25 protein-coding genes and 2 pseudogenes are annotated in these 22383 nt (G+C 60.3%); 10 read left to right on the top strand and 17 right to left on the bottom strand.

Features of this window, described 5'->3' with window-relative positions:
- Positions 1-61: 61 nt before the first annotated feature.
- Entirely contained in the window at positions 62-2074 is a 2013-nt protein-coding gene (locus JOH52_RS31890) for an AI-2E family transporter (RefSeq protein WP_010967072.1), read from the bottom strand.
- 247 nt (positions 2075-2321) lie between these two features.
- Between JOH52_RS31890 and JOH52_RS31895 the strand changes: the two genes are divergently transcribed.
- Both JOH52_RS31895 and JOH52_RS31900 read left to right on the top strand, forming a co-directional pair.
- On the top strand, positions 2322-2636 hold the full coding sequence (locus JOH52_RS31895; RefSeq protein WP_014532101.1) for a PepSY domain-containing protein: 315 nt from the start codon (positions 2322-2324) through the stop codon (positions 2634-2636).
- Positions 2637-2676: 40 nt separating this feature from the next.
- Positions 2677-3282 carry a general stress protein gene (locus JOH52_RS31900; protein WP_010967070.1) on the top strand — a complete coding sequence of 202 codons (606 nt, stop codon included), beginning with the start codon at positions 2677-2679 and terminating at the stop codon, positions 3280-3282.
- Between the two features lie 110 nt (positions 3283-3392).
- On the opposite strand, the gene JOH52_RS31905 is transcribed toward JOH52_RS31900, so the two are convergent.
- From JOH52_RS31905 to JOH52_RS31920, 4 genes are all read right to left on the bottom strand, one after another.
- Entirely contained in the window at positions 3393-3680 is a 288-nt protein-coding gene (locus tag JOH52_RS31905) for a hypothetical protein (RefSeq protein WP_003525305.1), read from the bottom strand.
- Positions 3680-4747 carry a fatty acid desaturase gene (locus tag JOH52_RS31910; protein ID WP_010967069.1) on the bottom strand — a complete coding sequence of 356 codons (1068 nt, stop codon included), beginning with the start codon at positions 4745-4747 and terminating at the stop codon, positions 3680-3682. Before JOH52_RS31910 ends, JOH52_RS31905 begins: the two co-directional genes overlap by 1 nt.
- An 85-nt stretch (positions 4748-4832) precedes the next feature.
- Positions 4833-5213, bottom strand: a complete 381-nt coding sequence (locus JOH52_RS31915) for a DUF6481 family protein (RefSeq protein ID WP_013845131.1) — start codon at positions 5211-5213, stop codon at positions 4833-4835.
- A gap of 120 nt (positions 5214-5333) precedes the next feature.
- On the bottom strand, positions 5334-5543 hold the full coding sequence (locus tag JOH52_RS31920) for a cold-shock protein (protein ID WP_010967067.1): 210 nt from the start codon (positions 5541-5543) through the stop codon (positions 5334-5336).
- A gap of 613 nt (positions 5544-6156) precedes the next feature.
- On the opposite strand from JOH52_RS31920, the gene JOH52_RS31925 reads away from it, so the two are divergent.
- The 5 genes from JOH52_RS31925 (at position 6157) to JOH52_RS31945 (ending at position 9090) form a co-directional block, all read left to right on the top strand.
- Entirely contained in the window at positions 6157-6474 is a 318-nt protein-coding gene (locus JOH52_RS31925; RefSeq protein ID WP_010967066.1) for a co-chaperone GroES, read from the top strand.
- A gap of 47 nt (positions 6475-6521) precedes the next feature.
- Positions 6522-8156 carry a chaperonin GroEL gene (groL, locus tag JOH52_RS31930; RefSeq protein ID WP_010967065.1) on the top strand — a complete coding sequence of 545 codons (1635 nt, stop codon included), beginning with the start codon at positions 6522-6524 and terminating at the stop codon, positions 8154-8156.
- Between the two features lie 79 nt (positions 8157-8235).
- Positions 8236-8619, top strand: coding sequence for a hypothetical protein (locus JOH52_RS31935; RefSeq protein WP_010967064.1), 384 nt, complete (start codon positions 8236-8238; stop codon positions 8617-8619).
- Positions 8620-8689: 70 nt separating this feature from the next.
- Complete coding sequence (locus JOH52_RS31940; RefSeq protein WP_010967063.1) at positions 8690-8857, top strand: hypothetical protein; 168 nt, start codon at positions 8690-8692, stop codon at positions 8855-8857.
- An 89-nt stretch (positions 8858-8946) separates the two neighbouring features.
- A complete protein-coding gene (locus tag JOH52_RS31945; protein WP_003525318.1) occupies positions 8947-9090 on the top strand; it encodes a hypothetical protein in 144 nt (47 codons plus the stop codon).
- Between the two features lie 51 nt (positions 9091-9141).
- Here the strand turns inward: JOH52_RS31945 and JOH52_RS31950 are convergent, their stop codons facing one another.
- The 3 genes from JOH52_RS31950 to JOH52_RS31960 all read right to left on the bottom strand — a co-directional run bounded on the left by JOH52_RS31950 (position 9142) and on the right by JOH52_RS31960 (position 11147).
- On the bottom strand, positions 9142-9669 hold the full coding sequence (locus tag JOH52_RS31950; RefSeq protein WP_010967062.1) for a cytochrome c family protein: 528 nt from the start codon (positions 9667-9669) through the stop codon (positions 9142-9144).
- Between the two features lie 225 nt (positions 9670-9894).
- Positions 9895-10233 carry a chaperone modulator CbpM gene (locus tag JOH52_RS31955; RefSeq protein WP_014532105.1) on the bottom strand — a complete coding sequence of 113 codons (339 nt, stop codon included), beginning with the start codon at positions 10231-10233 and terminating at the stop codon, positions 9895-9897.
- The gene (locus JOH52_RS31960; RefSeq protein WP_014532106.1) at positions 10230-11147 is read right to left on the bottom strand and encodes a DnaJ C-terminal domain-containing protein; all 918 of its coding nucleotides are present in this window, start codon (positions 11145-11147) and stop codon (positions 10230-10232) included. The genes JOH52_RS31955 and JOH52_RS31960 overlap by 4 nt, the downstream gene beginning before the upstream one ends.
- A 198-nt stretch (positions 11148-11345) precedes the next feature.
- Between JOH52_RS31960 and JOH52_RS36680 the strand changes: the two are divergent.
- Positions 11346-11557, top strand: a pseudogene (locus JOH52_RS36680) (serine endoprotease DegQ); the annotation flags it as partial.
- Between the two features lie 135 nt (positions 11558-11692).
- Here the strand turns inward: JOH52_RS36680 and JOH52_RS31965 are convergent.
- Complete coding sequence (locus JOH52_RS31965) at positions 11693-12055, bottom strand: response regulator (protein WP_010967059.1); 363 nt, start codon at positions 12053-12055, stop codon at positions 11693-11695.
- A gap of 27 nt (positions 12056-12082) precedes the next feature.
- Positions 12083-14617, bottom strand: a complete 2535-nt coding sequence (locus JOH52_RS31970) for a PAS domain-containing sensor histidine kinase (RefSeq protein ID WP_014532108.1) — start codon at positions 14615-14617, stop codon at positions 12083-12085.
- A gap of 516 nt (positions 14618-15133) precedes the next feature.
- Here JOH52_RS31970 and JOH52_RS31975 point away from each other — a divergent pair.
- Positions 15134-15544 carry a GFA family protein gene (locus tag JOH52_RS31975; protein WP_013845134.1) on the top strand — a complete coding sequence of 137 codons (411 nt, stop codon included), beginning with the start codon at positions 15134-15136 and terminating at the stop codon, positions 15542-15544.
- A gap of 189 nt (positions 15545-15733) precedes the next feature.
- On the opposite strand, the gene JOH52_RS31980 is transcribed toward JOH52_RS31975, so the two are convergent.
- Positions 15734-16066, bottom strand: a complete 333-nt coding sequence (locus JOH52_RS31980; protein ID WP_014532109.1) for a PIN domain-containing protein — start codon at positions 16064-16066, stop codon at positions 15734-15736.
- Between the two features lie 119 nt (positions 16067-16185).
- Between JOH52_RS31980 and JOH52_RS31985 the strand changes: the two genes are divergently transcribed.
- Positions 16186-17132, top strand: a protein-coding gene (locus JOH52_RS31985; RefSeq protein WP_086017820.1) for an IS630-like element ISRm2011-2 family transposase whose coding sequence is annotated in 2 segments (ribosomal slippage) — positions 16186-16525 and positions 16525-17132 — 948 coding nt in all. Because the reading frame shifts where the segments join, the coding sequence is not laid out codon by codon here.
- Positions 17133-17164: 32 nt separating this feature from the next.
- On the opposite strand, the gene JOH52_RS31990 is transcribed toward JOH52_RS31985, so the two are convergent.
- The 6 genes and pseudogenes from JOH52_RS31990 to JOH52_RS32015 form a co-directional block, all read right to left on the bottom strand.
- Complete coding sequence (locus JOH52_RS31990) at positions 17165-17509, bottom strand: hypothetical protein (protein WP_013845644.1); 345 nt, start codon at positions 17507-17509, stop codon at positions 17165-17167.
- A pseudogene (locus tag JOH52_RS31995) lies at positions 17509-18610 on the bottom strand (IS5 family transposase). The gene JOH52_RS31990 and the pseudogene JOH52_RS31995 overlap by 1 nt, the downstream one beginning before the upstream one ends.
- Positions 18611-18685: 75 nt before the next feature.
- Entirely contained in the window at positions 18686-19648 is a 963-nt protein-coding gene (locus tag JOH52_RS32000; protein WP_014532111.1) for an ATP-binding cassette domain-containing protein, read from the bottom strand.
- Positions 19645-20559 carry an ABC transporter ATP-binding protein gene (locus tag JOH52_RS32005; RefSeq protein WP_013845136.1) on the bottom strand — a complete coding sequence of 305 codons (915 nt, stop codon included), beginning with the start codon at positions 20557-20559 and terminating at the stop codon, positions 19645-19647. The genes JOH52_RS32000 and JOH52_RS32005 overlap by 4 nt, the downstream gene beginning before the upstream one ends.
- Complete coding sequence (locus JOH52_RS32010; RefSeq protein WP_003525330.1) at positions 20556-21377, bottom strand: ABC transporter permease; 822 nt, start codon at positions 21375-21377, stop codon at positions 20556-20558. Before JOH52_RS32010 ends, JOH52_RS32005 begins: the two co-directional genes overlap by 4 nt.
- 5 nt (positions 21378-21382) lie before the next feature.
- Complete coding sequence (locus JOH52_RS32015) at positions 21383-22318, bottom strand: ABC transporter permease (RefSeq protein ID WP_010967052.1); 936 nt, start codon at positions 22316-22318, stop codon at positions 21383-21385.
- Between the last annotated feature and the right edge of the window lie 65 nt (positions 22319-22383).

The following is a 22383-nucleotide window of genomic DNA, read 5'->3' on the forward strand; positions in this document are numbered from 1 at the left end:
TGAGCTGAACGTCTTAAAACGCCGTAAGTAAGCTCCGCACGTGCCGGCGTCATCTTATGATCTAGTCCGCTTTGACCGTGCTTTCCGTGTCCGTACGTTTGCTTCTCCGCATGGCGTATCCCGGTGCGATCTTTGGATGGGCGAGTTTCAAAGATCGAGGCAATTCGTCTGAAAGCGCCTCGCGGACGGCGTCGCCCATCCCGAATACCACGAAGTCTGCCTGCAGCGATTCAATAAGTTGGTCTCTTTCGGTTGTTCCCGGCCGGCCATCCTCTTTCCAAAGAACAATCCCGACGCGCGCCGCTGGCGCAATACGTTTCAGTCGACGTACGGTAAACTTGGCATGTCTCATGAAATCCTGGTCGAGAACGCTCAAGACGACCGCGTTGCGCCCCTCGAGCTGCAGTGCCTTTATGTTGCCCGCCTTGAGGACTTCGTGAGTGGCATGGGCCGCATCCGCGCCCTGAATCCAAAGGGTCTGGGCGAGCATTGATGCGGTAACGTCATCGAGATCACTGCGCCCTCCGACGCACAGGACGGACTTTCCGTCGCCGGGGGGAAGATCATATTCCTCTGCATCATCATTATCATCATCACTTTCCTGCGCTTCCGTGCTCGTTTCCTCCTCCCCTTCCTCTTCGCCGGCAATCTCCTCGAGATTGGCGATGAGGGTGTTCGCACTCTGGGCAATCTGAGCCGCCTGGGTATTCGTCAGGGCGCCCCGGGCGCGGTCCCGCTCTGCCAGGAGCAGTGCGGGGATAGCAACCGTGTCGTAGAACTCGACGAGATACTTCTCCTGCAGCATGTCTTCCGCATTGTCCGTCGCCTCATCCGGATCTCCGGCGAGCAGACGCTGATAGAGGCGCTCCTTCGGATCGAGCACGGGCTCATTGCCCAGCAGAATCTCCAGAAATTCGAACTGCGGGACGTGACGACCGAGAACGACAAGGCACACCGTCAGCGGCGTCGACAGCACCAATCCGACCGGCCCCCAGAGCCATGCCCAGAAGATCGCCGCGACGATGATCGCAAGCGGCGACAGTCCGGTGCGGGAACCGTAAAGCCAAGGCTCGACGACATTGTTGCTCAAGAGTTCAAGGACAATGAACAAGGCTGCCGTCCAAACGAGCAGACTCCATCCAGGTGCGGCGGCAAACGCGAGGAACAACGGCAGAGCCGCAGCGATCACAGGTCCGATATAGGGGACAAAGCGCAGTACGATGGCGAGCATCCCCCAGAGGACCGCATTGGGTATGCCGAGAAGCGAGAGGCCGATGGCCAGCGGAATGCCGTAGGTGATGTTCACGACCAACTGCATGAGCAGATACCGGCCGACACGAGCACCCGCGTCCTGAAGTGCCTCGGTCGTTCGATGCAGGTCACCGTAGCCGACCAGCCGAATGAAACGGTCGCGCAGCTCCTCCCTCTCGAGCAGCATGAAGATGACCACGACGATGACGAGGCCGGTCGTTGCCAACGGGCCAAGCAGAGGATTGATGATGTTCTTCAGTGTCTCGATCGGCCGCTGTGGAGAGAAAATCTCCACGAGCAGCGGCTTGGTCTCCGGCGTCGGTTCGGGTGAGGCGCGCACCTCGGGTTCGGGCCGGCTGATCTCCGTGCTGATCCTCTCTATGACGCGGCCAATGCGCTCAAGGATCTGGCTTTCCGATCCGGTCTCCTTCAGCGTCCTGACCTTCTCGACGATGTTGTACTGATAGGTCGGCAGGTTCTGAGCCACCTCGCTCACCTGCATCGCTATGACCACACCGAATGCGGACAGGAACAGAAAAGCTGTCGTCACCGTGCCGATGACGGCCACCGAACGGGGACAACCGACGCGACGCAGCCTCGAAACCAGCGGCGCGAGAGCAAAGGTGAGCAGAATGGCGATAGCCAGCGGCAGGAAGACGTCCCGGGCGAAATAGAGCACGGCAACCGCGGCGGCGGTCGCGACGAGCGTCGGTAGACGTGACGGCTGCGCCGCGGCTGCTGAGCCGCGCGCGAAGGCGATTTGCTGCAATCCGCCTGCGGTTGCAGCACGATCCTGGTCAATGCCACGCGAGAACTTCAGCACCGCACCCTCCACCACATCACCCAACGGTCGACCTGGTTGCGACCAGCAGGCAAGAAACTTGTTCGCAAGTAGGTAGGGCAGTGTTGGACGCCGCCCAGCAGATGCTCCGTTGCAAGGAACCGCAGCGGTTGCCTTTTCTCCAAGCCGCCCACCAGCATGGTAGCCGTAGCAGCGCGGGGGAACCAATCTCCGCCCGGCGTGTTTCTGGGACGGGGGATCAATCGCGGTCTTCTGAAGAGGTAACCACATGAAAAACATAATCATTGTCGCGGCAGCACTAATGAGTGCCGTGACCACGGCATCACTCGCGCAAACGACACCTTCATCGGAAGGAGAAACGCCAGCAGTAGCAACGCCCGATTCGCAGAACCCGACGGCACCGGTCGAAGGGGCAAACAGCTTCACCGAAGCGCAAGCCAAGGAACGGATCGAAGAGGCCGGATATACCGACGTCAGCGGATTGAAGCTCGATGACAAGGGAGTGTGGCAGGCAACTGCGATGAAGGAGGGCAAATCCGTTTCGGTCGCGCTCGACTACCAGGGCAACGTAACAGCGCAGTAACACCCCACAGGCTTCCTCCAAACGCAAAGGGAGAACGAATATGAGAACTGTAACAGGGCTCTTTGATGACTATGGCGATGCTCGCGAAGCCGTAAGCGATCTGGAAGCGGCAGGCGTACCTTCGGATGACATCAGCATTGTCGCGAACAACATTGGCGATCGATACTCCACCGATGGCTCGAACGCGGCGGAAGGCGCGGGTACCGGAGCCGGCCTAGGCGCTGCCGGGGGCGGCGTTGTCGGTCTTCTGACGGGGCTCGGTCTGATGGCCATCCCTGGGGTCGGCCCCGTAGTGGCTGCCGGGTGGCTTGCCTCCACTGCGGCCGGCGCTGCGGCGGGCGCAATCGCCGGTGGGGCAGCCGGAGGCCTGATCGGTGCACTGACGGAATCCGGGGTTGATGAAGAAGACGCCCATGTTTACGCCGAGGGCGTTCGCCGGGGGGGCACGTTGGTCACAGCAAGGGTCGAGGACAGTGTTGCACCACGAGCAGAAGCGATCCTGAAACAGCGGAAAATCGTGGACCCAGCGGCCCGCAGGAGCATCTATGCCCAGGAAGGATGGTCGCGATTTGACGAAAATGCCGACCCGTACACGCTCGATCAGGTCGATCGAGAGCGGGAGCGGTACCGCAGCATGATGCCGTAACGGCTGGCTTACGTCCCGCCGATGCGAGGGCGCGAGGACGGCCCGCCCTGCCGCCAGCGCTGAAGCATCGACTCAAATGGTGGCGCGCCCCATGTCCCCTTGGGGCGTGCTTATTTGATCTTCAGAAGTAGCATCTTGCCGGCCATGGTGATGCCGTGAGCCGACTCCTCTGGCGGAACATCCGTATTCAGCGCTTTCACGAGCCTGTGGTCGCGCAGCTCGTTGAGAGTTGCGGTCGTCAGGAACTTGATCTTCTGAGGCCGTTCCTTGAAGCGGTCCTGTTTTGCATAGGTGACTTGAGCATTCAGGTGCGTCCATCTCTTCCCCGCCTGAGGATGGACGTCGCCGTCCTTAGCGAGCTTCAGACCGCGGATCTGGGTTGGCGTCAATTCAATCATTACTTCGTCTTTCGTCCATCTTCAGTAAGGGAGCGGCGCAGCGACCCAGCGGCGTCGTGGAATGAAACTAGCCTCCGGCGCCGGTCGTCCCAGAGCACGAGCCTGACGCATTTGAGGCTGTCCCACAGGGTGATCCGACCGATGCCGGCAAGTTGCGGATGGTCACGCAGTACTTCCGGCAGACGGTAGTACGGAATCCGGCTGGACAGGTGGTGCACGTGATGGATGCCGATATTGCCAGTGAGCCACCGCAGCACCGGCGGAAGATCGTAATGCGAGGCGCCATGCAGCGCCGCCTGGGGAAACCGCCAATCCTCGCCCGCCGACCAGTGGGTCTCCTCGAACTGGTGCTGCACATAAAAGAGCCAAACGCCGGCTGCACCTGCGAGCAGCACGACCGGAAGATGGATCAGGAGAAACGTTCCCAAACCGACGGCCCAAACCATCAAGGCGGCCAGCGTGACGATCGCAAAATTCGTCGCCATGGTCGAAATCCATGGCAGAGCACCCGAGTTCATCATTCCGAACGGCAGGCGCTGCTTGAACAGAAAGAGCCAGGCCGGCCCGATCCCGAACATGACAAGCGGGTGCCGGTACAGCCGGTAGCCGAGGCGTTTGATCGGCGAAAGGGCACAGTATTCGGTAATCGTCAGCGTGGTGATGTCACCAACCCCGCGTTCGTCGAGATTACCTGCAGTCGCATGATGGGCGGCATGCGCACGCCTCCAATAATCGTAAGGGGTCAGGGTCAGGACCCCGAGCAGGCGGCCGGTCCAGTCATCGAGCCCACGACGGGAGAAAAACGAGCCGTGGCCGCAATCGTGCTGGATCATGAACAATCGGAGCAGAAAGGCGCTGGCAGGAAGGATTGCAATCAGCCCGGGCCAGAAGCCGTTGGCCAGCGAAAAGCAGGCCGCTGCCCAGAAGATGGCGAAAGGGACGAGAGTGACGAACAGTTCGAAGGCGCTACGCCCCAGGCGGGGCTGCCGGTATTTAGCCAGCGTCTTCAACCACGCTCCAGCATTGTCTTCAACGAGTGAAGCGGGTGGATAGACATGTGCGCTCATTATAACCGGTCCGTTTTTCGCTCGCCCCGCGATCCTCCGCCAGGGCAACAGCTGCGCCCGTGGATCGGGTGCAGGTGTTGAAGTGTTACGCCCTACGGGCCTTGCGGGCGGCGTAACGGCGATCACGCTCTGCCTTGCGGGCCGCCTCGTCCGCCACGACGCGCGAGACCCGATTGGCGATTTCTGCCTGGCGGGCTTCGGCTTCAGCCCTTTGCTCGGCCTCGGCGGCCGCGGCCGACGCAGCGGCTTCTGCCAGGATTCGCTCGTTCTCGGCGGTCTTCAGCGCTTCGCGCTCGGCACGGCGGGCATCCCTGGCACGGCTAGCCGCTTCACGAGCAGCCAGTTTTTCCCGCATTTCAGGGTCGGTCGGCTTGGGAGCGGATGCAAATTTTGTCAGGAGCTGACGCTTTGCATCTGCTGCGGCATTGCGTCGTTCGGCAAAGCCGTTGTCGCTCGGGTGTCTCAATCGTTATTCCTTCGAATCGTTTGGTCGCGTAGAATGGGAAAAGGCCAGACATTCGCCTGGCCTCTTCGAACCTCTTGCCGCGATGCCAGTACATCCGTGGTCATCAGCGGCGAAAAAGCATCAGGCAGCGCGCAGCTGGCCTGCGGACATCTTGCCCGACTTATTGTCGCGCTCGAGCTCAAAGCCGAGCTTCTGACCTTCGACAATCGAATTCATGCCGGCGCGTTCAACAGCAGAGATGTGAACGAACACATCGGCGCTGCCGTCGTCAGGCGCGATGAAACCGAAGCCCTTGGTGGAATTGAACCATTTAACTGTGCCAGTGGTCATAACGAACCCTTTCTTAGCAACATAGATCACCGCTGGGCGACGCACAGCGGGGTTTCGACTTTTGAGAGAGGGAAGTTCGTCAAGAGACGCGCAAAGCGCAGCAAAACAAATATCGGCAAACAAAGTATCGATGCCCTTTCATAGACGAGAGCGGCGGCCACGTCAACTTTTTGTTTCCAGAAAAGTCGAATACAACTAAGGATAGCAGATCCGAAGGGTTACGTTCGTTCCCTGCCGGGGCATGCGCGGTTAGAGCACTTCCAGGTGTAACGGTTTTCCGTCCGGAAATGCACAGCTTCAAAGATTAGAGCGTTCCTTGTTAGATGAACGCGGCGTGCGTACCGAAAGTCGGCAAACGAGCTGAGTATACCGCTACGCTTCGACGCTTTTTCAACTAACTAACGTCACAGTCTCCTATCCGGCGTAAAAAGGAAATTCAGGTATGTCAAAATATTCCTTGTATTTTTACCCAACGTTTTGCGCGAAGTTCGGACACTAATTTCACGTCACGCCCAGCTTCGAATAATATTTCTTGGCACCTCTATTAATCGCGCGCTGGCGATGCTATTTAGGAGTTGCAGCCGCCCTATACGCTGGCCGCAGAAAGAATCCCATGACATTCCGCCCGCTCCTCGACCGCGTCGTCATCCGACGCGCCGAAGGTAACACTCAATCCAAGGGCGGGATCATCATCCCCGACACCGCCAAGGAAAAGCCCCAAGAGGGCGAAGTGATCGCCGTCGGTCCCGGCTCCCGTGACGAAAGCGGAAAGCTTATCCCGCTCGACGTCAAGATCGGCGACACGATCCTGTTCGGTAAATGGTCCGGAACAGAGGTCAAGATCGATGGCGAAGACCTACTGATCATGAAGGAATCCGACATCATGGGCATCGTCGCGAACACCGTTCCGACCGCCGCCAATGCTGCCTGATCCGTCGGATTCCGACCCTTATCTCAAGCCCGAACTGGCCAAAAACAATGTCCGCCAAACAAATAGTCTTCTCCACTGACGCCCGCGATCGCCTGCTTCGCGGCGTGGAATTGCTCAACAATGCCGTCAAGGTGACACTCGGCCCAAAGGGCCGCAATGTCGTTATCGACAAGTCCTATGGCGCTCCACGCATTACCAAAGACGGCGTCTCTGTCGCCAAGGAAATCGAACTTGAAGACAAGTTCGAAAATATGGGTGCGCAGATGGTGCGCGCGGTAGCCTCGAAGACCAATGACCTTGCCGGCGACGGCACCACGACGGCGACCGTGCTCGCCGCGTCCATCTTTCGCGAAGGCGCCAAGCTGGTTTCGGTGGGCATGAACCCAATGGACCTAAAGCGCGGCATCGATCTTGGGGTTGCCGCTGTCCTCGCGGAAATCAAGGCGCGCGCGACGAAGGTCATCTCGTCGAGCGAGATCGCTCAGGTCGGCACGATCGCCGCCAATGGCGACGCCGGCGTCGGCGAGATGATCGCAAGGGCGATGGAGAAGGTTGGCAACGAGGGTGTCATTACCGTCGAAGAGGCCAGGACGGCCGATACCGAACTCGACGTCGTCGAGGGCATGCAGTTCGACCGCGGTTATCTCTCGCCGTATTTCGTGACCAATGCCGAGAAGATGCGCGTGGAACTGGAGGATCCCTACATCCTCATTCACGAGAAGAAGCTCGGCAGCCTGCAGGCTATGCTGCCTATCCTGGAGGCCGCGGTGCAGAGCGGGAAACCGTTGCTGATCATCTCCGAAGACGTCGAAGGCGAAGTGCTGGCGACGCTCGTCGTCAACAGGCTGCGAGGTGGCCTGAAGATCGCGGCAGTCAAGACGCCAGGTTTCGGCGACCGCCGCAAGGCCATGCTGGAAGACATTGCCGTTTTGACGGCCGGCCAGATGATCTCCGAGGATCTCGGCATCAAGCTTGAGAATGTCACGCTCGATATGCTTGGCCGCGCCAGGCGGGTGCTGATCGAGAAAGACACGACCACAATCATCGACGGCTCCGGCGACAAAGCCTCCATTCAGGCGCGCGTCAGCCAAATCAAGGCGCAGATCGAGGAGACGGCGTCCGACTACGACAAGGAAAAGCTGCAGGAGCGGTTGGCGAAACTCGCCGGCGGCGTCGCGGTCATCCGCGTCGGCGGCGCGACCGAGCTTGAAGTGAAGGAAAAGAAGGACCGCATCGACGATGCCCTGAACGCTACGCGCGCGGCGGTCGAAGAAGGCATCGTTCCCGGCGGCGGGGTGGCGCTGCTCCGAGCAAAATCGGCCCTTGTCGGTCTCACCGACGATAACGCCGACGTAACGGCAGGCATCTCGATCGTGCGCCGAGCCCTGGAAGCACCAATCCGCCAGATCGCCGACAATGCCGGTGTGGAAGGTTCGATCGTTGTCGGAAAGCTTGTCGACGGTAGGGATCACAACCAAGGGTTCGACGCACAGACGGAAACCTATGTCGATATGATCAAGGCCGGCATCGTCGATCCCGCCAAGGTCGTACGGACAGCATTGCGGGACGCTGGCTCGATCGCGTCACTTCTGATCACCGCCGAAGCCATGATCGCCGATATTCCCGAGAGAGGGTCTCCCCAAAGCACCGGAAACGGCGCCGTGGATAGTATGGGATACTGAGAGCAGCGCCTGAACCGTCCGGCCGGGTGGCCAGGCGGCGAAACTCGAACAACGACGGACGGGGAGACTTCCAGTGGCCATGCAGAACAGCAAGACGTCAATCACCCAGCAATTTGGCAGCTACAAGCCATCCAAGGCGATCCTCGTATGGGCGTGCGTCGCCACGGCAGCCGCGACGATGATCGTCGGCTTCAACTGGGGCGGGTGGGTGACCGGCGGCACGTCTCGCACAGCGGCAGCGGCCGCAGCCGACATTGCACGCGGCGAACTGGCATCCGCCATATGCGTCGAGCGGTTTAACGCCGCCCCGGACGCGGCCGCAAAACTGATCGAGTTCAAGGCAATCACTGACGGTTACAAGAAGCGTCAATTCGTGGAGGCCGGCGGTTGGGCGACGATGCCGGGCGAGACCGCACCCGACAGCCGCAGCGTTCAAGGTTGCGCCACCGCTCTCGCCATCTGAGGGCAAAGCATGAAAAGCGCTCCGGTGTTGGTTTGGAGCGCTCCCAATTATCAGATCAGGAGAACGTCAAATGATTCGTTTCGAGAGAAAGCCCGATCCGCAGCCCTCGCTGAAGGAAGCCGAAAACAAACGTACCAAGCAAATAAGCGAAGCCGCGAAGGAAGAGAACAAGAAATCGGGCACAACTGGAGCGCCGCGTCGCGCGCCTCAAGCGGCTGATGACGACCGGCTCATTTGAGAGCATATTGGACGCCTCGGCCGTTTCTCATTGGCCCGCCCCTACGGCGGGCCAGCTTCATCAAATTCAACGTCAAGAGGATCGCATCGATGGCTAAAGGACAAGTGAGAGGCAACCGCGAGGCGCGGAAGCCGAAAAAGGAAAAGGCGCCGGTGAAGGTAGAGACGAGCTTCACCAATCAGCTCAAGAATGCCGAGAAAAGCAGCCCACAGGGTGGCAAACACAAAGGCTGAGCCCAAGGGAACGGCGGTGGCGCTGGAAGACTTCGGAGCCGAGTGCAACGGCTATTTTGGCGCTGCGGCCGCGGTTTCGCCCGGTGGCAAGATCCTGAACATAAAGGTTGATACCTTTTCCCCTGGCTTAAACGGGCCCGGCACCTGATGGCTTACCGGCTTCAGGCTTTGAAGGAATGCTGCAATTGCGCCTGCGTCTTCTTTTGTGAGTTGCGCAAATGCGTGCCACGGCATGATCGGCGCCAGCATGCGGCCGTCGGGGCGCTGCCCGGTCTGAATGGCAGTCACAATCTGCTCCCTAGTCCAGCTGCCGATGCCGGTCTCCTTGTCGGGCGTGATGTTGCGACCGATGAAAACACCCTCCCCGGGAATTTCGAAGCCTACATCCGACCCGCCGAGAAAGCGTGAGCTGTCCGGCTTTCCGAAAAAATATCCCGGTGTGTGGCAGTCGTTGCAGCCGCCCATTGTGACGAGATATTCCCCTCGCGCAATTGCGGGATCGTCGGCAGCGGCCCCGAGAGGCTGTAGCCCAAAAGCAGAGGTGGCGAAACATGCGAACCCAATGCCCAACCGAAACATGCTTACCTCCCTGAGGCTCGCTGCTGAAGCAAACTGAATATCATAACGGCGTTGCCCTATATATTAGTCATTTTGAATTATCGGGAAGTCGACGAATCTTCCCTTTGGCTCATACTGACGGAGGTCGCACCAATCGGCGACCACCTCCTCGGAAAGTGTGGCCAGTAGGGCGCTCCTGAGCCAGCGCCTGCAGCGCCTTTGCGATAACAAATTACGATGTCGTAGCTAATGTTGCTGGCCAATAGGCGACAAGAGCGCCTGCTTCAATTGCTGGCGTACCTCATCAGGCTGCTCCAGCAGCGCAGTCGCGAGTGTTCTAAGCTCCCGCCTCAGCCCATAGAGCTGATCCAGCAGCGCAAGGATGATCGGCACAGCGTCATCGTTGACGTTCATGTCGCGCCGGAGTTCACAAACCAGGCGGATGCGAGCGACGTCGACGTCGTCAAATGAGGGCCCGCGCTCGCCTTGAGCCGGCACGATCCAGCCGCTGTGCACCCACTGGCGCAGCTGTTTGCGGGTTACAATGTCGAACTGTTCAAGGACTTGCCTCTCCGTCAATTTCATGTGGTCCTCCCTAGAGCCTCGCGCGGGTCATAAGCGTGGCTCCGCCGCCACGTTTCCATGAATCGCTCGAGATCGGGATCGGTCGCCGTCGGCAGAACGACCTTCAGCGTAACACGCTGATCCCCGGCGGGGCCGTGTTGCGACTTCACCCCTTTGCCCCTCAGACGCAGGATGTCGCCCGTATTTGAACCCTTAGGGATGGTCATCGATACGCGGCCGGAGATCGTCGGCACTTCGATCTTTGCACCAAGCACAGCTTCATAAAGCGTAATTGGCAGATCTATTTCGATGTCGTTGCCTTCACGGCGGAAGACCGAGTGAGAACGGACACTAATTTCGATTAAGGCATCTCCGGGTTCCCCGCCAGCAATCCCCGGCGTCCCCTTGCCCCTCAGCCGCAGCGTGCTGCCATCACGTGTCCCAGCAGGAATGGCTAAGTCGAGCGTGTTACCGTCGGGAAAGGTGATGCGGCGTCGGGCGCCGTTTACCGCGTCCAGGAACTCGAGTTCGAGGTGATAATGACGGTCCTGCCCACGCGCCTTGAAACGGCCCCCTGCCCCGCCCTGCCCGAAAAGATCCGCGAAGATGTCCGACACATCTTCGAATTCACCAGTTCCGCCCGCTGATCCATACCGCCGTGCGTGGTCTGCATCGGCGTAGTGCCTGTAAAAGTGCTGCTGCGGCCGTTCAGCCCCCGATGCATCGATCTCGCCCCGGTCGAACCGGGCCCGCTGCTCGGGATCGCTCAGCAAATGGTAGGCTGCGGAAAGCGCCTTGAATTTGGTTTCCACCTCCTTGTCGCCTGGATGGAGATCTGGGTGCAGCTCCTTTGCGCGCTTGCGGTAGGCTTTGCGGATCTCATCCGGTTTGCCGGTACGCGGAACGCCGAGTATCTGATAGGGATCATCAGTCACCGAACACCTCCACCAATTTAACGGGCACGTCGAATGCACGGCCGCGGCAAACTGCGCGTCAACATTTCTGTTTAATTTAGCCCGCAGGAAAAGGTGCGCAAGATTGAGACGACGGCAGCGTAGCGGGTCAAAGGGTTTGGCGGCCTGAGGAGTACGCCAGGCCCGAGAGCTCGCTGGTCTACTCTCCACTAAGGAGTTCGCTATACGGCCGAGCTGGTCGGCAACGACGAGCCAACCGACATCGCCGGGGATCCACTCGGCCGCGGCCCGTGACCTCGGGCATTGTCAGTGCGCTTGACCGCAGCGGCATCAACGTCGAGGGCTACGACATAGTTTATCCAAACCGACGCCTCGATCACCACGGCAATTCCGGCCGTGCACTCGTGGCGACGGATGTCCGTCTGGTGGGTAGATGCGGGATTGGTTCCCGCGGTCGACCGATACTTGCTCCCACGCTCAGGCTGCAGCGCGAGGTCTCGACGCCAAGACGCTGTGGCCGAGCCGACATGGGCGAAATCCGGCTGTGCCTGAGGAAGATCCGTTCGCTAAACTTCCTTTGAGATCTGCACGAGTACGGCTTCCAGTTCGCTGTCCAAAAACGGCTTCGTCAGCAAGGGGATGTTCGAATACCTTGTATCCAGGCCTTTGCTGCCATAGCCCGTGGCAAAAATGAAGGGCACGTTGCGCTCCGCCAAAATGTCCGCGACGGGATAACTGGGCTCCCCGTCCAGGTTGACGTCGATGATGGCGATGTCAAACTGCCCTTTCCGCGCGATATCGAGCGCCTCCTGCATCCGAGAGGCTGTAGCGGCGACCTCATGCCCGAGTTCGCATAGTGTATCTTCAATCAGCATGGCGATCATGGATTCGTCTTCGACCACGAGAACCCGAAGTCTGCGCTCTGTCATGCGTCAAGCCCGTAAAAGCATTGGACGTCATGTGAGTGGCGCTTCGATGTGAAAGCGCACGCCACTCGGTGCAAACACAAGGTCAACTTTGCCGCCCAGTTCGCGGGCCAAAGCACGTTCCAGCAGACGAGTGCCAAAACCGGTCCGCGCTGGGACCATGACAGATGGACCACCAATCTCCTCCCATTGTAAATGCAGGTGAGATACGCTCTCAAGATCGCTGACATGCCAGTTGACCTTGATCAGACCACCGTCGTTCGTGAGCGCCCCGTATTTTGCAGCGTTTGTGCAAAGCTCATGAAAAGCCATCGATAATGCCAACGCCATTTTCGGCCGCAACCGGAGCGGCGGACCAGAGGCCTGAACGCGCTGCTGGGGTTCCACGCAAATCGGATTGATCGTCGCGTGAAGAACCTCTCCAAGATCCGCACCCTGCCAGCTCTCCCGAGTAAGCACGTCGTGCGCCCTCGCCAATGCTACGAGCCGGCTTTGGAACCGGCCAAAATCTTCGCTTGCATTTACACCACGGAAGGTTTGCGCAGCCAGCGATTGAACCGTGGCGAGCGTGTTCTTCACGCGGTGGTTCAGTTCGTTGACCAGGAGCTTGCGGTGTTCTTCGCTGCGTCGCCTTTCAGTAATATCGCGCGCGATCTTCGACGCGCCGACGACGCGACCGAGGGCGTCTTTCAAAGGGGAAACCGTTAAGGAGACATCGATCAGGCTTCCGTCCTTTCGAATACGTACCGTCTCATAATGGTCGATGTGCTCGTCTCGCCGAATCCTTTCAAGGATGCCGGGTTCCTCGCCCTGGCGGTCGGGCGGAATGAGGATGTTTATAGGTTTTCCGATCACTTCCTCGGCGCTATAGCCGAACAGGCGTTCGGCACCTTTATTCCAAGTCTGGATAATGCCTTGCGTGTCCTTGCTTACGATCGCATCATCCGAGAATCTGACAATTGACGCGAGCCGTTCTGCATATTCCGCAGCTTTCTCGCGATCGGAGATGTCCACCAGCATATTGACCGCCCCAACAAGCTTGCCGGCGACATCGTGCAGCGGAGTGGGATAAGGTATGAACGGCACACGGGTACCATCCGGTCTTTCGGCCACGGCTTGTTCGCCACGGACCGGTCGATCTTCTTTGAGCGCCACGGCCATTGGACATTGGTCGTGCGGCAGGTAGGTGCCGTCCGGCCTATAGAGACGCCAGGTGACACACCATTTATCTCCGATCTGTGGGGTGCGGCCGGCCATTTCGACAGCCGCCTTATTGAAGAAGGTGATGCGACCTTCGGCATCTGTGGTGTAGACGGCGGCGGGCAGCGCCTCGAGCAAATCACGCATATGCTGTTCGCTTTCGCGGCGGCGGTCGTCCATGCGTTTGGCTTCGGTGACATCAAGCAGAACCCGCACGCCATAACGGAATCGACCGGTGCGATCGCGCACCGTCGAGCTGTAAACGTCGAGATAGATCACCGTACCGTCCGCCTTCACGGCGCGCTTGCGGATAGCATAGGTATCAGTCTCTCCGCTGACCTGCCGCGCGTAGCAACGGGCCTCCTCGTCGCGGTCATCCTCGTGCGTGTAGTCGAGGAACGTCATGTTCAGGAGTTGTTCGCGCGAGCGGCCCAGCATGGTGCAAAATGCATCATTCACCCGCAATAGGCGCCCATCCGCATCGGACTCGGCGATCCCGATCGTGGCCGCCTGATACGTGGCCGCCAAGCGTTCCTCAGTCTCGCGCCACGCGTTTTCGGTTTCGTGCAGGCTCGTTATATCGGTCGTGAAGCACCGCGTATTGACGAATTTCCCATCCTCGAAGCGACTGTTGGAGGTGATCAGCACATGCTTGATCGAGCCATCCCGTGCGCGCAAGCGGGCGGGATAGCGATCAAGCTTTTCGCCGCAGGAAAGACGGTCAAGAATATCGCCGATAACCGGTGCATCTGCGTGGAATTCAGCAATGTGCCGGCCTACATACTCGTCCGCCGGATACCCCAGGAGCTCCAGCTCTGCCTTATTTGCCCGCAGGATGATCCCCGCGGCGCTGACGATGTGCAGCCCGATGGCGCTGTTCTCGAAGAAGTCCTCCAGGTCCTTGCTCTTGCAGTTAACCTCCGCCTCGATCCGCTTTTGTTGCGAAATATCCTGAAAGCAATTGATCGCCCCTTGAATTACTCCCCGATGGTCTCTGAGCGGGCGAATGTTCACGAGCGCAAAAATGCGGGATCCGTCGGGTCTTTCGATGATCACTTCGGCGTTGCGCGTCGAGACACCGGTCTTGATCGCCTCAGCCATGGGGCATTCCTGGTGGTCCATGGGCGAGCCGTCCGAGAGGAAAAGACGCTGGGAACCACAAAATCGCTCTCGCGGTGCGCTAAGCGACGGCTGTCTACCCCAAAGTTCGGCAGCCTCCGCGTTGTAGCCCACGAGCCACCCCTCGTGATCACAGACATAAACGGCTCCCGGTATAGCATCAAGCGCAGTTGGAGCTGACGTAATCAGCGCTTCGTATTCGGTCAGTACGCGACCGGTGAGTGGAAATTCCTCGACATTCGACATGTAAACAGGGCTCTCGCGGCTCTTCAAGGGATCGATTGAATCTCAGCCGGAGTCATGGAGGGACAACTCTGCTCGACGCGCGACCCCCGGGTGCGCAATCTCGGTTAACGTGCATGAACGTACCAGACGCGGTTTTGTTCCCGCCATTTTTTGACTCGCGCATTTTCGGACCGGCAGCGTCATCCAAGGAGTACCGTTGATCGCACGCGCGCCGCAGGTTGGTCACGGCGTCCTTCTTGAAGGATATGGCGAGAAGCTGCCCAGCTCCTTCGCCGTTCGCTAATGAGGACGCGACCTAGAATCGTGAGACGCGGGATGCGGGAGGAAAATCGCACGCACTTCTCCTCATCCCGCTCTAGACCCCGGCGCTTTAGAGATCTACACTCAAGCTTCTGTGAACCTGAAATTGCATCGGGTCCAGCCCCCTCGCATCGCCCACCGCAATGAATTGCGGTTCGGGCCCGCGCTTCAGCCCTCAATATACGCAATCTCACCGTGCAAGCGGGAGGAGTATCCATGACCAATGCCCAATGCGCCTGCGGCGCTTTAAGACTGATGCTTAATGAACCGCCACAATTGACCGCGCTGTGTCACTGTTTGGCTTGCCAGCGAAGAACTGGTGCACCGTTCAGCGCTAATGCGTTCTACTCGATTGACTGTGTCGAAATATCTGGAGTGTCTACAGAATACATTCGTACGGCCGAGAGCGGTCGCAAGGTCCGAATGCATTTTTGCCCAACCTGCGGCTCGACCCTCTTTTGGAAAGCCGACGCTTCGCCGTCCTGGATCGGGGTAGCGGTAGGTTCATTTGCCGATCCGGCCTTCGCGCCACCTGCCATGTCAGTATTCGAACGGTCGAAACATAAGTGGGTGCAGCTTGAGGGAACGGTAGAGCATTTCCAAGACCTTCCAATCGGGCAATATTAGCAGCAATAGACGCGGTGAGGCAGCAGCCGGTGGGCGCGCACCGAACCTCGGCTTTTCACGCGTTGCAGACGCTGGGTGACTGCTGAATGCAGACGGCCCGCGCCGCTCGACCTGCTGCTCTCTACCCGCCGCCCGAAACGATCTGAAGACCAGCGGATGAGGTTTCTGATTCATCGGTAGTGCCAAGGTTTACGACGGTAAGCTCTGCCGAGCCGGTATCGCCTGTCGCGACGATAAATCCCCTGGAGGCGGCAATGGCGGCAATATATCCGTTGGGCGCGTCGGAAATTCTTTGCCGGCCGCTCGAGCGGTCACCGCAAGCTTGGCATAGCAGCGCGCAGCTCCAATGTCGAACGGCAATACGCGATCGCCAAACAGTTCGAGCACGCCGTCAAGCATTTCGGTCAGAGCCTTCTTGCGCCGACCGTCCGGCAGCGCACCGATGCCGAACAGCAGTTCGCTTTCTCCGAATCGCGGAAACTCTCTAACCCTTTGTTTCCGCAATCCCGGACGGAAACCCACTCCGCACTTCTCCTGGAATTGCTCTAGAGCGGGATGCATTTAGGCGGAATCGGAAAGGGGATTCCTTTTTCTGCGCAAATCAGATTCACCATTCAGGCCGGTGAAGGAGGCCGGCCTTTATGGCGAGACCTTTTTCGAATGATCTTCGGGAACGCGTTGTCGATGCGGTGACGGGCGAGGGCCTATCGTGCCGGGCAGCGGCCAAGCGCTTCGGCATCGGCATCAGCACCGCGATCGATTGGGTGCGGCGGTTTCGCGAGACGGGCAGCGCCGCACCCGGCCAGATGGGTGGGCACAAGCCCCGCAAGCTTTCCGGTCCGCACCGGGCTTGGCTGCTTTGCCGCTGCCGCGAGCGCGACTTCACGCTGCACGGACTTGTCGCCGAGTTGAGCGAGCGCGGCCTGAAGGTGGATTATCGCGCCGTCTGGACCTTCGTGCACGAAGAGGGGTTGAGTTATAAAAAAAGACGCTGGTCGCCAGCGAACGGGAGCGGCCCGACGTCGCCCGCCACCGGGCACGATGGCTGAAGCACTGCCCCGGAATTGATCCCGCCCGCCTCGTTTTCATCGATGAGACCTGGACGAAGACGAACATGGCGCCGCTGCGGGGCTGGGCGCCTCGCGGCGAACGACTGGTGGGCTACGCCCCCTTCGGCCATTGGAACACCATGACCTTTGTCGCCGCACTCAGGGCCGACCGCGTCAGCGCTCCCTTTATCCTCGATGGCCCGATCAATGGCGAACGCTTCCGCATCTATGTCCAGCAAGTTCTGGTGCCGGAACTCAAAGCCGGCGACATCGTCATCCTGGACAATCTCGGCTCCCATAAGGGTCAGGAGATCCGCGCCGCCATCCGTAAGGCCGGCGCCCGCCTGTTCTTTCTGCCGAAATATTCCCCCGATCTCAATCCGATCGAAAAGCTCTTCGCCAAAATCAAGCACTGGTTGCGTGAGGCACAGGCCAGATCACGCGATGCAATCCATGACGAACTGCGCCACATTCTCCAAGCCGTCACCCCACAGGAATGCGCAGTCTACTTCAAAGAGGCGGGATATGAACGGGCTTAAATACATACCGCTCTAGCAGGCTGTTGAAGAAGTCAGTCGCGTTCGCACACGAAACCGGAATCGTCTCCGTTATGGACGTAGATGTGTCCGACAAGGCGTCCAGCGGAGCCGAGAGCTGCCCATCCACGACCACAGACCGGGTCGCTCTCGTCTTGTCCTTCCCATGAGAACTCTGCACAGGCGGATCCATCGCGTGCGCCATAGCGAACATCGAGAAAGCCCTTGAGCGCGACAAATGCGATTTCGCCGTCCGCTGTGCCCTGGAATGTCAGATGCGCCTCTTCGACGAGATCGAGGACGTCGTTGTCCCAGTTGTCCATCTCGACGATGCGCCAACGACCGGCGAAGGCCTTGGCGAAGGGAGAAACTCTCGCCATCAGCCTGTCTCCGTCATGAGCTTCGGCAGCCGCACCAGATTATAGGCGGCGGCCGCGAAGGTGAAGGCCCATCCGACGCGGTCGCGCCCGCGGAACTTCGTCTTATCCTGCCCCGCGACGGTTTTGATCCAGCCGAACGCCTCTTCGATGCGCTTGCGGATACGCAAGCTGGCCTTATAGCCGCAATGTCGCGTCGTGCGCCCATCAATGGCCGAACGGCGACCGTTGATGTTCTGCGTCACGTGGGGTGTCACCTTTATCGATCGCAAATCTTTGACGGAGTCTTTTGTGTCATATGCTTTGTCGGCACCCAGCGTGATCGCTTGTGGCCGGTCGGAGAAGGGTTCGATCATGGCAAGCGCCGCGACACGTTCGGCATATCCGCTGGCCTCTGTAGGCAGGCATCGGCCAGTAGGCCATGGCGGTTCTCCATCAGCCCATGGCCCATAAAGCACAGCTGGCTTCCTTGCCTTTGCCTTTCTTATAAAGCTTTGCATCGGGGTCGGTCGTTGAAGCATGCGTCTCGTTGGAACGCCTTTCGCCGTGGAAGTCTGATCCCGCATTCCGACCGCCGCTATCTGATGGTGGTTCGCCATTATCGCCCCTTGGGCCGTCCTTCGGCTTGAAGCTCTTCATCGACGCCCAGGCCTCGACCAGTGTGCCATCGACAGAGAAATGGTCAGTTGACAGCAGCCGCTTTACCTTGGGCTGGGAAAGGATTGCACCCAGGAACTTCGCAGCGATGTCGCCATCAAGCAACCGGTCGCGGTTCTTCGAAAACACCGAGTGGTCCCAAGCCGGATCGTCAATGCCGAGGTCAACAAACCAGCGGAAAAGAAGGTCGTATTCCAGCCGCTCCATTAAAAGCCGTTCAGAACGGATCGAATAGAAGGCTTGCAAAAGCATGGCACGTAGAAGCTTCTCAGGCGCGATCGAAGGCCGTCCGATCGGCGAATAGAGTGCTGCAAAATCTCGTTCCAGCGAGACGAGTGCATCGTTCACGATCTGACGGATGGCACGTAGAGGATGATCTTTTCGAACACGATCCTCAAGATCGACATAGCTGAAGAGTTCGCCTGTCCTCACATCGCCGCCGCGCATCCATCAGCTCCAAATCGCAATACAGCGAGTGAATCATGACCAGAGCCCGGGCGCTAGGGCTTTTTCAACACCCTGCTAGACGGCTGGCACCAATCTCATACGATGGCCAGGCGCGATCTCGACGAGTTCGGAGGGCGGGGGCGCGGAAAAGACGTCCGGTGCGGTGCTGCCGTCAACTGCGAAGCTGCGACCGTCAGGAAGCGGCACATCGGCAAAGTGGTCTTTCGTCCCCGGGTTCAGGGCTGCATCCGGATCGGGAATGGCGGCGATGAGCCGACGCGTATAGGGATGGGCGGGCCTTTCGAAGATGTCCCGCCAGCCGCCCTCCTCCACGACCTGTCCGAAGAACATCACCAGCACCCGGTCGCTCATATGCTCCACCACGCTCAGGTCGTGGCTGATCATCAGGTAGCCGAGGCCGAGCTTTTCCTGCAGGTCCAGCAGCAGGTTGATGATCTGTGCGCGTATCGACACGTCGAGGGCGGATACCGGTTCGTCTAGCACGACGATTTCCGGTTCGAGGATGAGCGCGCGGGCAATGCCGATGCGCTGGCGTTGGCCGCCGGAGAACTCGTGCGGATAGCGGTTCGCCTGCTCGGGCGTCAGCCCCACATTGGCGAGCATGACCTCGATCCGGTCGGCGATCTCCGATGCCGCCGTGATGCCGTGCAGCCGCAGCGGCGCAGCCAGCGAGGTGCGTACCGACTGGCGCGGGTTCAGCGAGGCATAGGGGTCCTGGAAAACCATCTGCACCGCCTTGGCGCGCTGCATGCGTCCGGGCGCCCCCGGCCCGGTGAGCGGCTGACCGCGATAACGGATCGTGCCTTCGGTCGGCTCCTGAAGACCGAGAACCGAGAGCGCCGTCGTGGACTTGCCGCAACCGGATTCGCCGACGATCGACAGGCATTCGCCCTTGGAGAGCGAGAAGCCGATGCCGTTGACGGCATGCAGCATGCGCCGACCGGTTCCGAGCAGTCCTCCGCCGGAAACGGAGAAGCGGACATGCAGGTCGTCCACCTCCAGCAGGGGGTTGGTCATGGCTGGCCCCCCTCTTCCGCACCGCGCGGCGCGATGAAGCGGGTCTCGATGAGCTTCGAGCGGTCGGCAATGATGCTGTCGATGTCGACCAGCCGCTGGCGGCCGTGCAGACTGCGGCTGCCGAAGCGCGGCAGGGCGCCGAGGAGCCCGCGGGTATATTCGTGCCGGGGTGCCGCGAAGAGCGCCCGCGTCTCGTTCTCCTCGACGAGGCAGCCGGCATACATGACGCCGACCCGTTGGCAGATGCTGGCGATCACGCCGAGATCGTGGCTGATGAAGAGAACCGCCGTACCGCGCTCGGCGCAGAGTTCTTTAATCAGCCGTAAGACCTCGGCCTGCACGGTGACGTCGAGCGCCGTGGTCGGCTCGTCGGCGATCAGGAGGTCCGGATTGCAGGCGAGCGCCATGGCGATCATTACGCGCTGGCGCAAGCCCCCCGACATCTGGTGCGGATAGTTGCGCGCCCGCCGGTCGGGATTGGGCACGCGCACGCTGGCGAGCGCTTCGATTGCGAGTTTCTGCGCCTCGTCCCAGCTCTTTCCCTGATGCAGCACGAACATTTCGGCGATCTGCCGACCGATGGTCGAGAGCGGGTTCAGTGCCGTCATCGGCTCCTGAAAAATCATGGCGATGCGGTTGCCGCGCAGGCGCCGCATTTCGCGCTTCGGCAGTTCCAGCAGGTTCTGGCCCTTGAACAATATCTCGCCGCCGGAGACGGCGAGCGGCTTCTTGAGAAGGCCCATGACGGCGAGCGAAGTCACCGACTTGCCCGAGCCGGACTCGCCGACGAGGCCATAGGCCTCGCCCGGCATGATTTGGAACGAGACTCCTTTGAGGAGCGGGCGATTGACGGAGCGACCGACCGCGATGCCCAAGTGGAGATCCCTGATGTCCAGAAGCGGCTCGATCATGGGTTGCGCGTCCTCATATGCGGGTCGAGGCTGTCGCGCAGGCCGTCGCCGAGAAGGTTGAAGCCGAGCACCGAGAGGAAGATGGCAAGGCCGGGGAAGATGGCCACCCAGGGCGCGAGCTGGATGAGCTGGCGCGCATCCGTCAGCATCGAGCCCCAGCTCGGGAACGGCGGCTGGATGCCGAGGCCCAGAAAGGAGAGCGCGGCTTCCGAAAGCACCGCCGAGCCCATGCCGAGCGTCGCCATGACGAGGATCGGCCCCATCATGTTGGGCAGGATCTGCGTGAACATGATGCGAAGGTCCCCGTAGCCGAGCGTCTGCGCTGCCTGCACGTAGCCCAGCGACTTCAGGGAGAGTGTGGAAGAGCGGGCGATGCGGCAAGTCCAGCTCCAGTTGGTCAGGCCGAGCGCGATGAGCAGCGACGGCAGGCCGGGGCCTAGCACCGCCATCACGGCGAGCGCGAAGATCAGGGATGGAATGGCGAGCATGACGTTCGTGAATCCGTTCACCAGATCGTCCCACCAGCCGCCCCAATAGCCGGCCGTCATGCCGAGCGTGACGCCGATGATCGAGTTGATCACCTGCGAGACGATGCCGACCGTCAGCGATATCTGCGCGCCGTAGAGGATGCGGGTATAGACGTCCCGCCCCTGCCCGTCCGTGCCGAACCAGAAGATGGCGTCTGGCGGCAGTTCGGAGTTCATCAGGTCCGCGTCAAGCACGGGGTCAAAGGGCGCGATCCACGGCGCGAGGATACCGGCGAGGACCACCAGCGTCGTCAGCCCGGCACCGAGCCAGAAGTTGAAGCCGAGGCGCATTCCCGTCACTCCTGCTTGATGCGCGGATCGATCGCGGCATAGATCAGATCGACGGCCGTGTTGATGACGAGGAACCAGAGCACGATGACGAGGATCGTGCCCTGCACCACGGGAATGTCGCGGCTCGCGACGCTGTCCACCAGAAGCGAGCCGATACCGGGCCAGGCGAAGAGCTTCTCGATGACCACGGCCTGGCCGATCAGCGAACCGAATTGCAGGCCGACGGTCGTGACGATCAGCACCAGCGCGTTGCGCGCCACATGCCAGCGCACCACCTTGGCCTCGCTCATGCCCTTGGAATGGGCGGTGCGGATGAAGTCGGCGTTGAGGACATCGAGGACCCCGGCCCGCGTGGTGCGCGCGAGAAGCGCAAGCGGCGTGACCCCTAGCGTGACGGCGGGCAGAATCAGGTTCCGGAAGGACCCGTCGCCGTAGCCGAAGCTCGGCAACCAGTTCAGCTGCAGGGCGAAGAGATACATCATCAGGAGGCCCAGCCAGAACTGCGGCATGGAGAGGCCGGACACCGCCCCGATCATCGTCACCGTATCGAGCACCGAGCCGGGCCTCAGCGCCGCAACGAAGCCGAGCGGCACACTGATGACGAGGGCGAAGATCATGGCGGCGATCGCCAGTTGCAGCGAGGCCCACATGCGGTCGTTGATGAGGTCGATCACCGGCTGACGGGTGCGGAAACTGGTGCCGAGATCGAATTGCGCAAGGTCCGTGACATAGGTCACGAAGCGCTCCATCAACGGCTTGTTCAGCCCGAATTCCTCGTTGAGGCGGGCGATCATCTGCGGGTCGGCGGCGCGCCTGCCGTCGGCGAAGAGGCTTGCGGCGAAGGTTCCCGGTACGACGCTGAAGATGACGAATATAAGCAACGCAACGACCACGACCGTGGGTATGATCTGCAGGACGCGGCGCAGGGTGAAACGAAGCATGAGCGGTTCCGTTCTGGCCGCCCGTACGGGCGGCGACAATCGATGAGGGGCAGCCGCAGCTACCC

It is taken from the genome of Sinorhizobium meliloti, from assembly GCF_017876815.1.
GTDB lineage: Bacteria > Pseudomonadota > Alphaproteobacteria > Rhizobiales > Rhizobiaceae > Sinorhizobium > Sinorhizobium meliloti.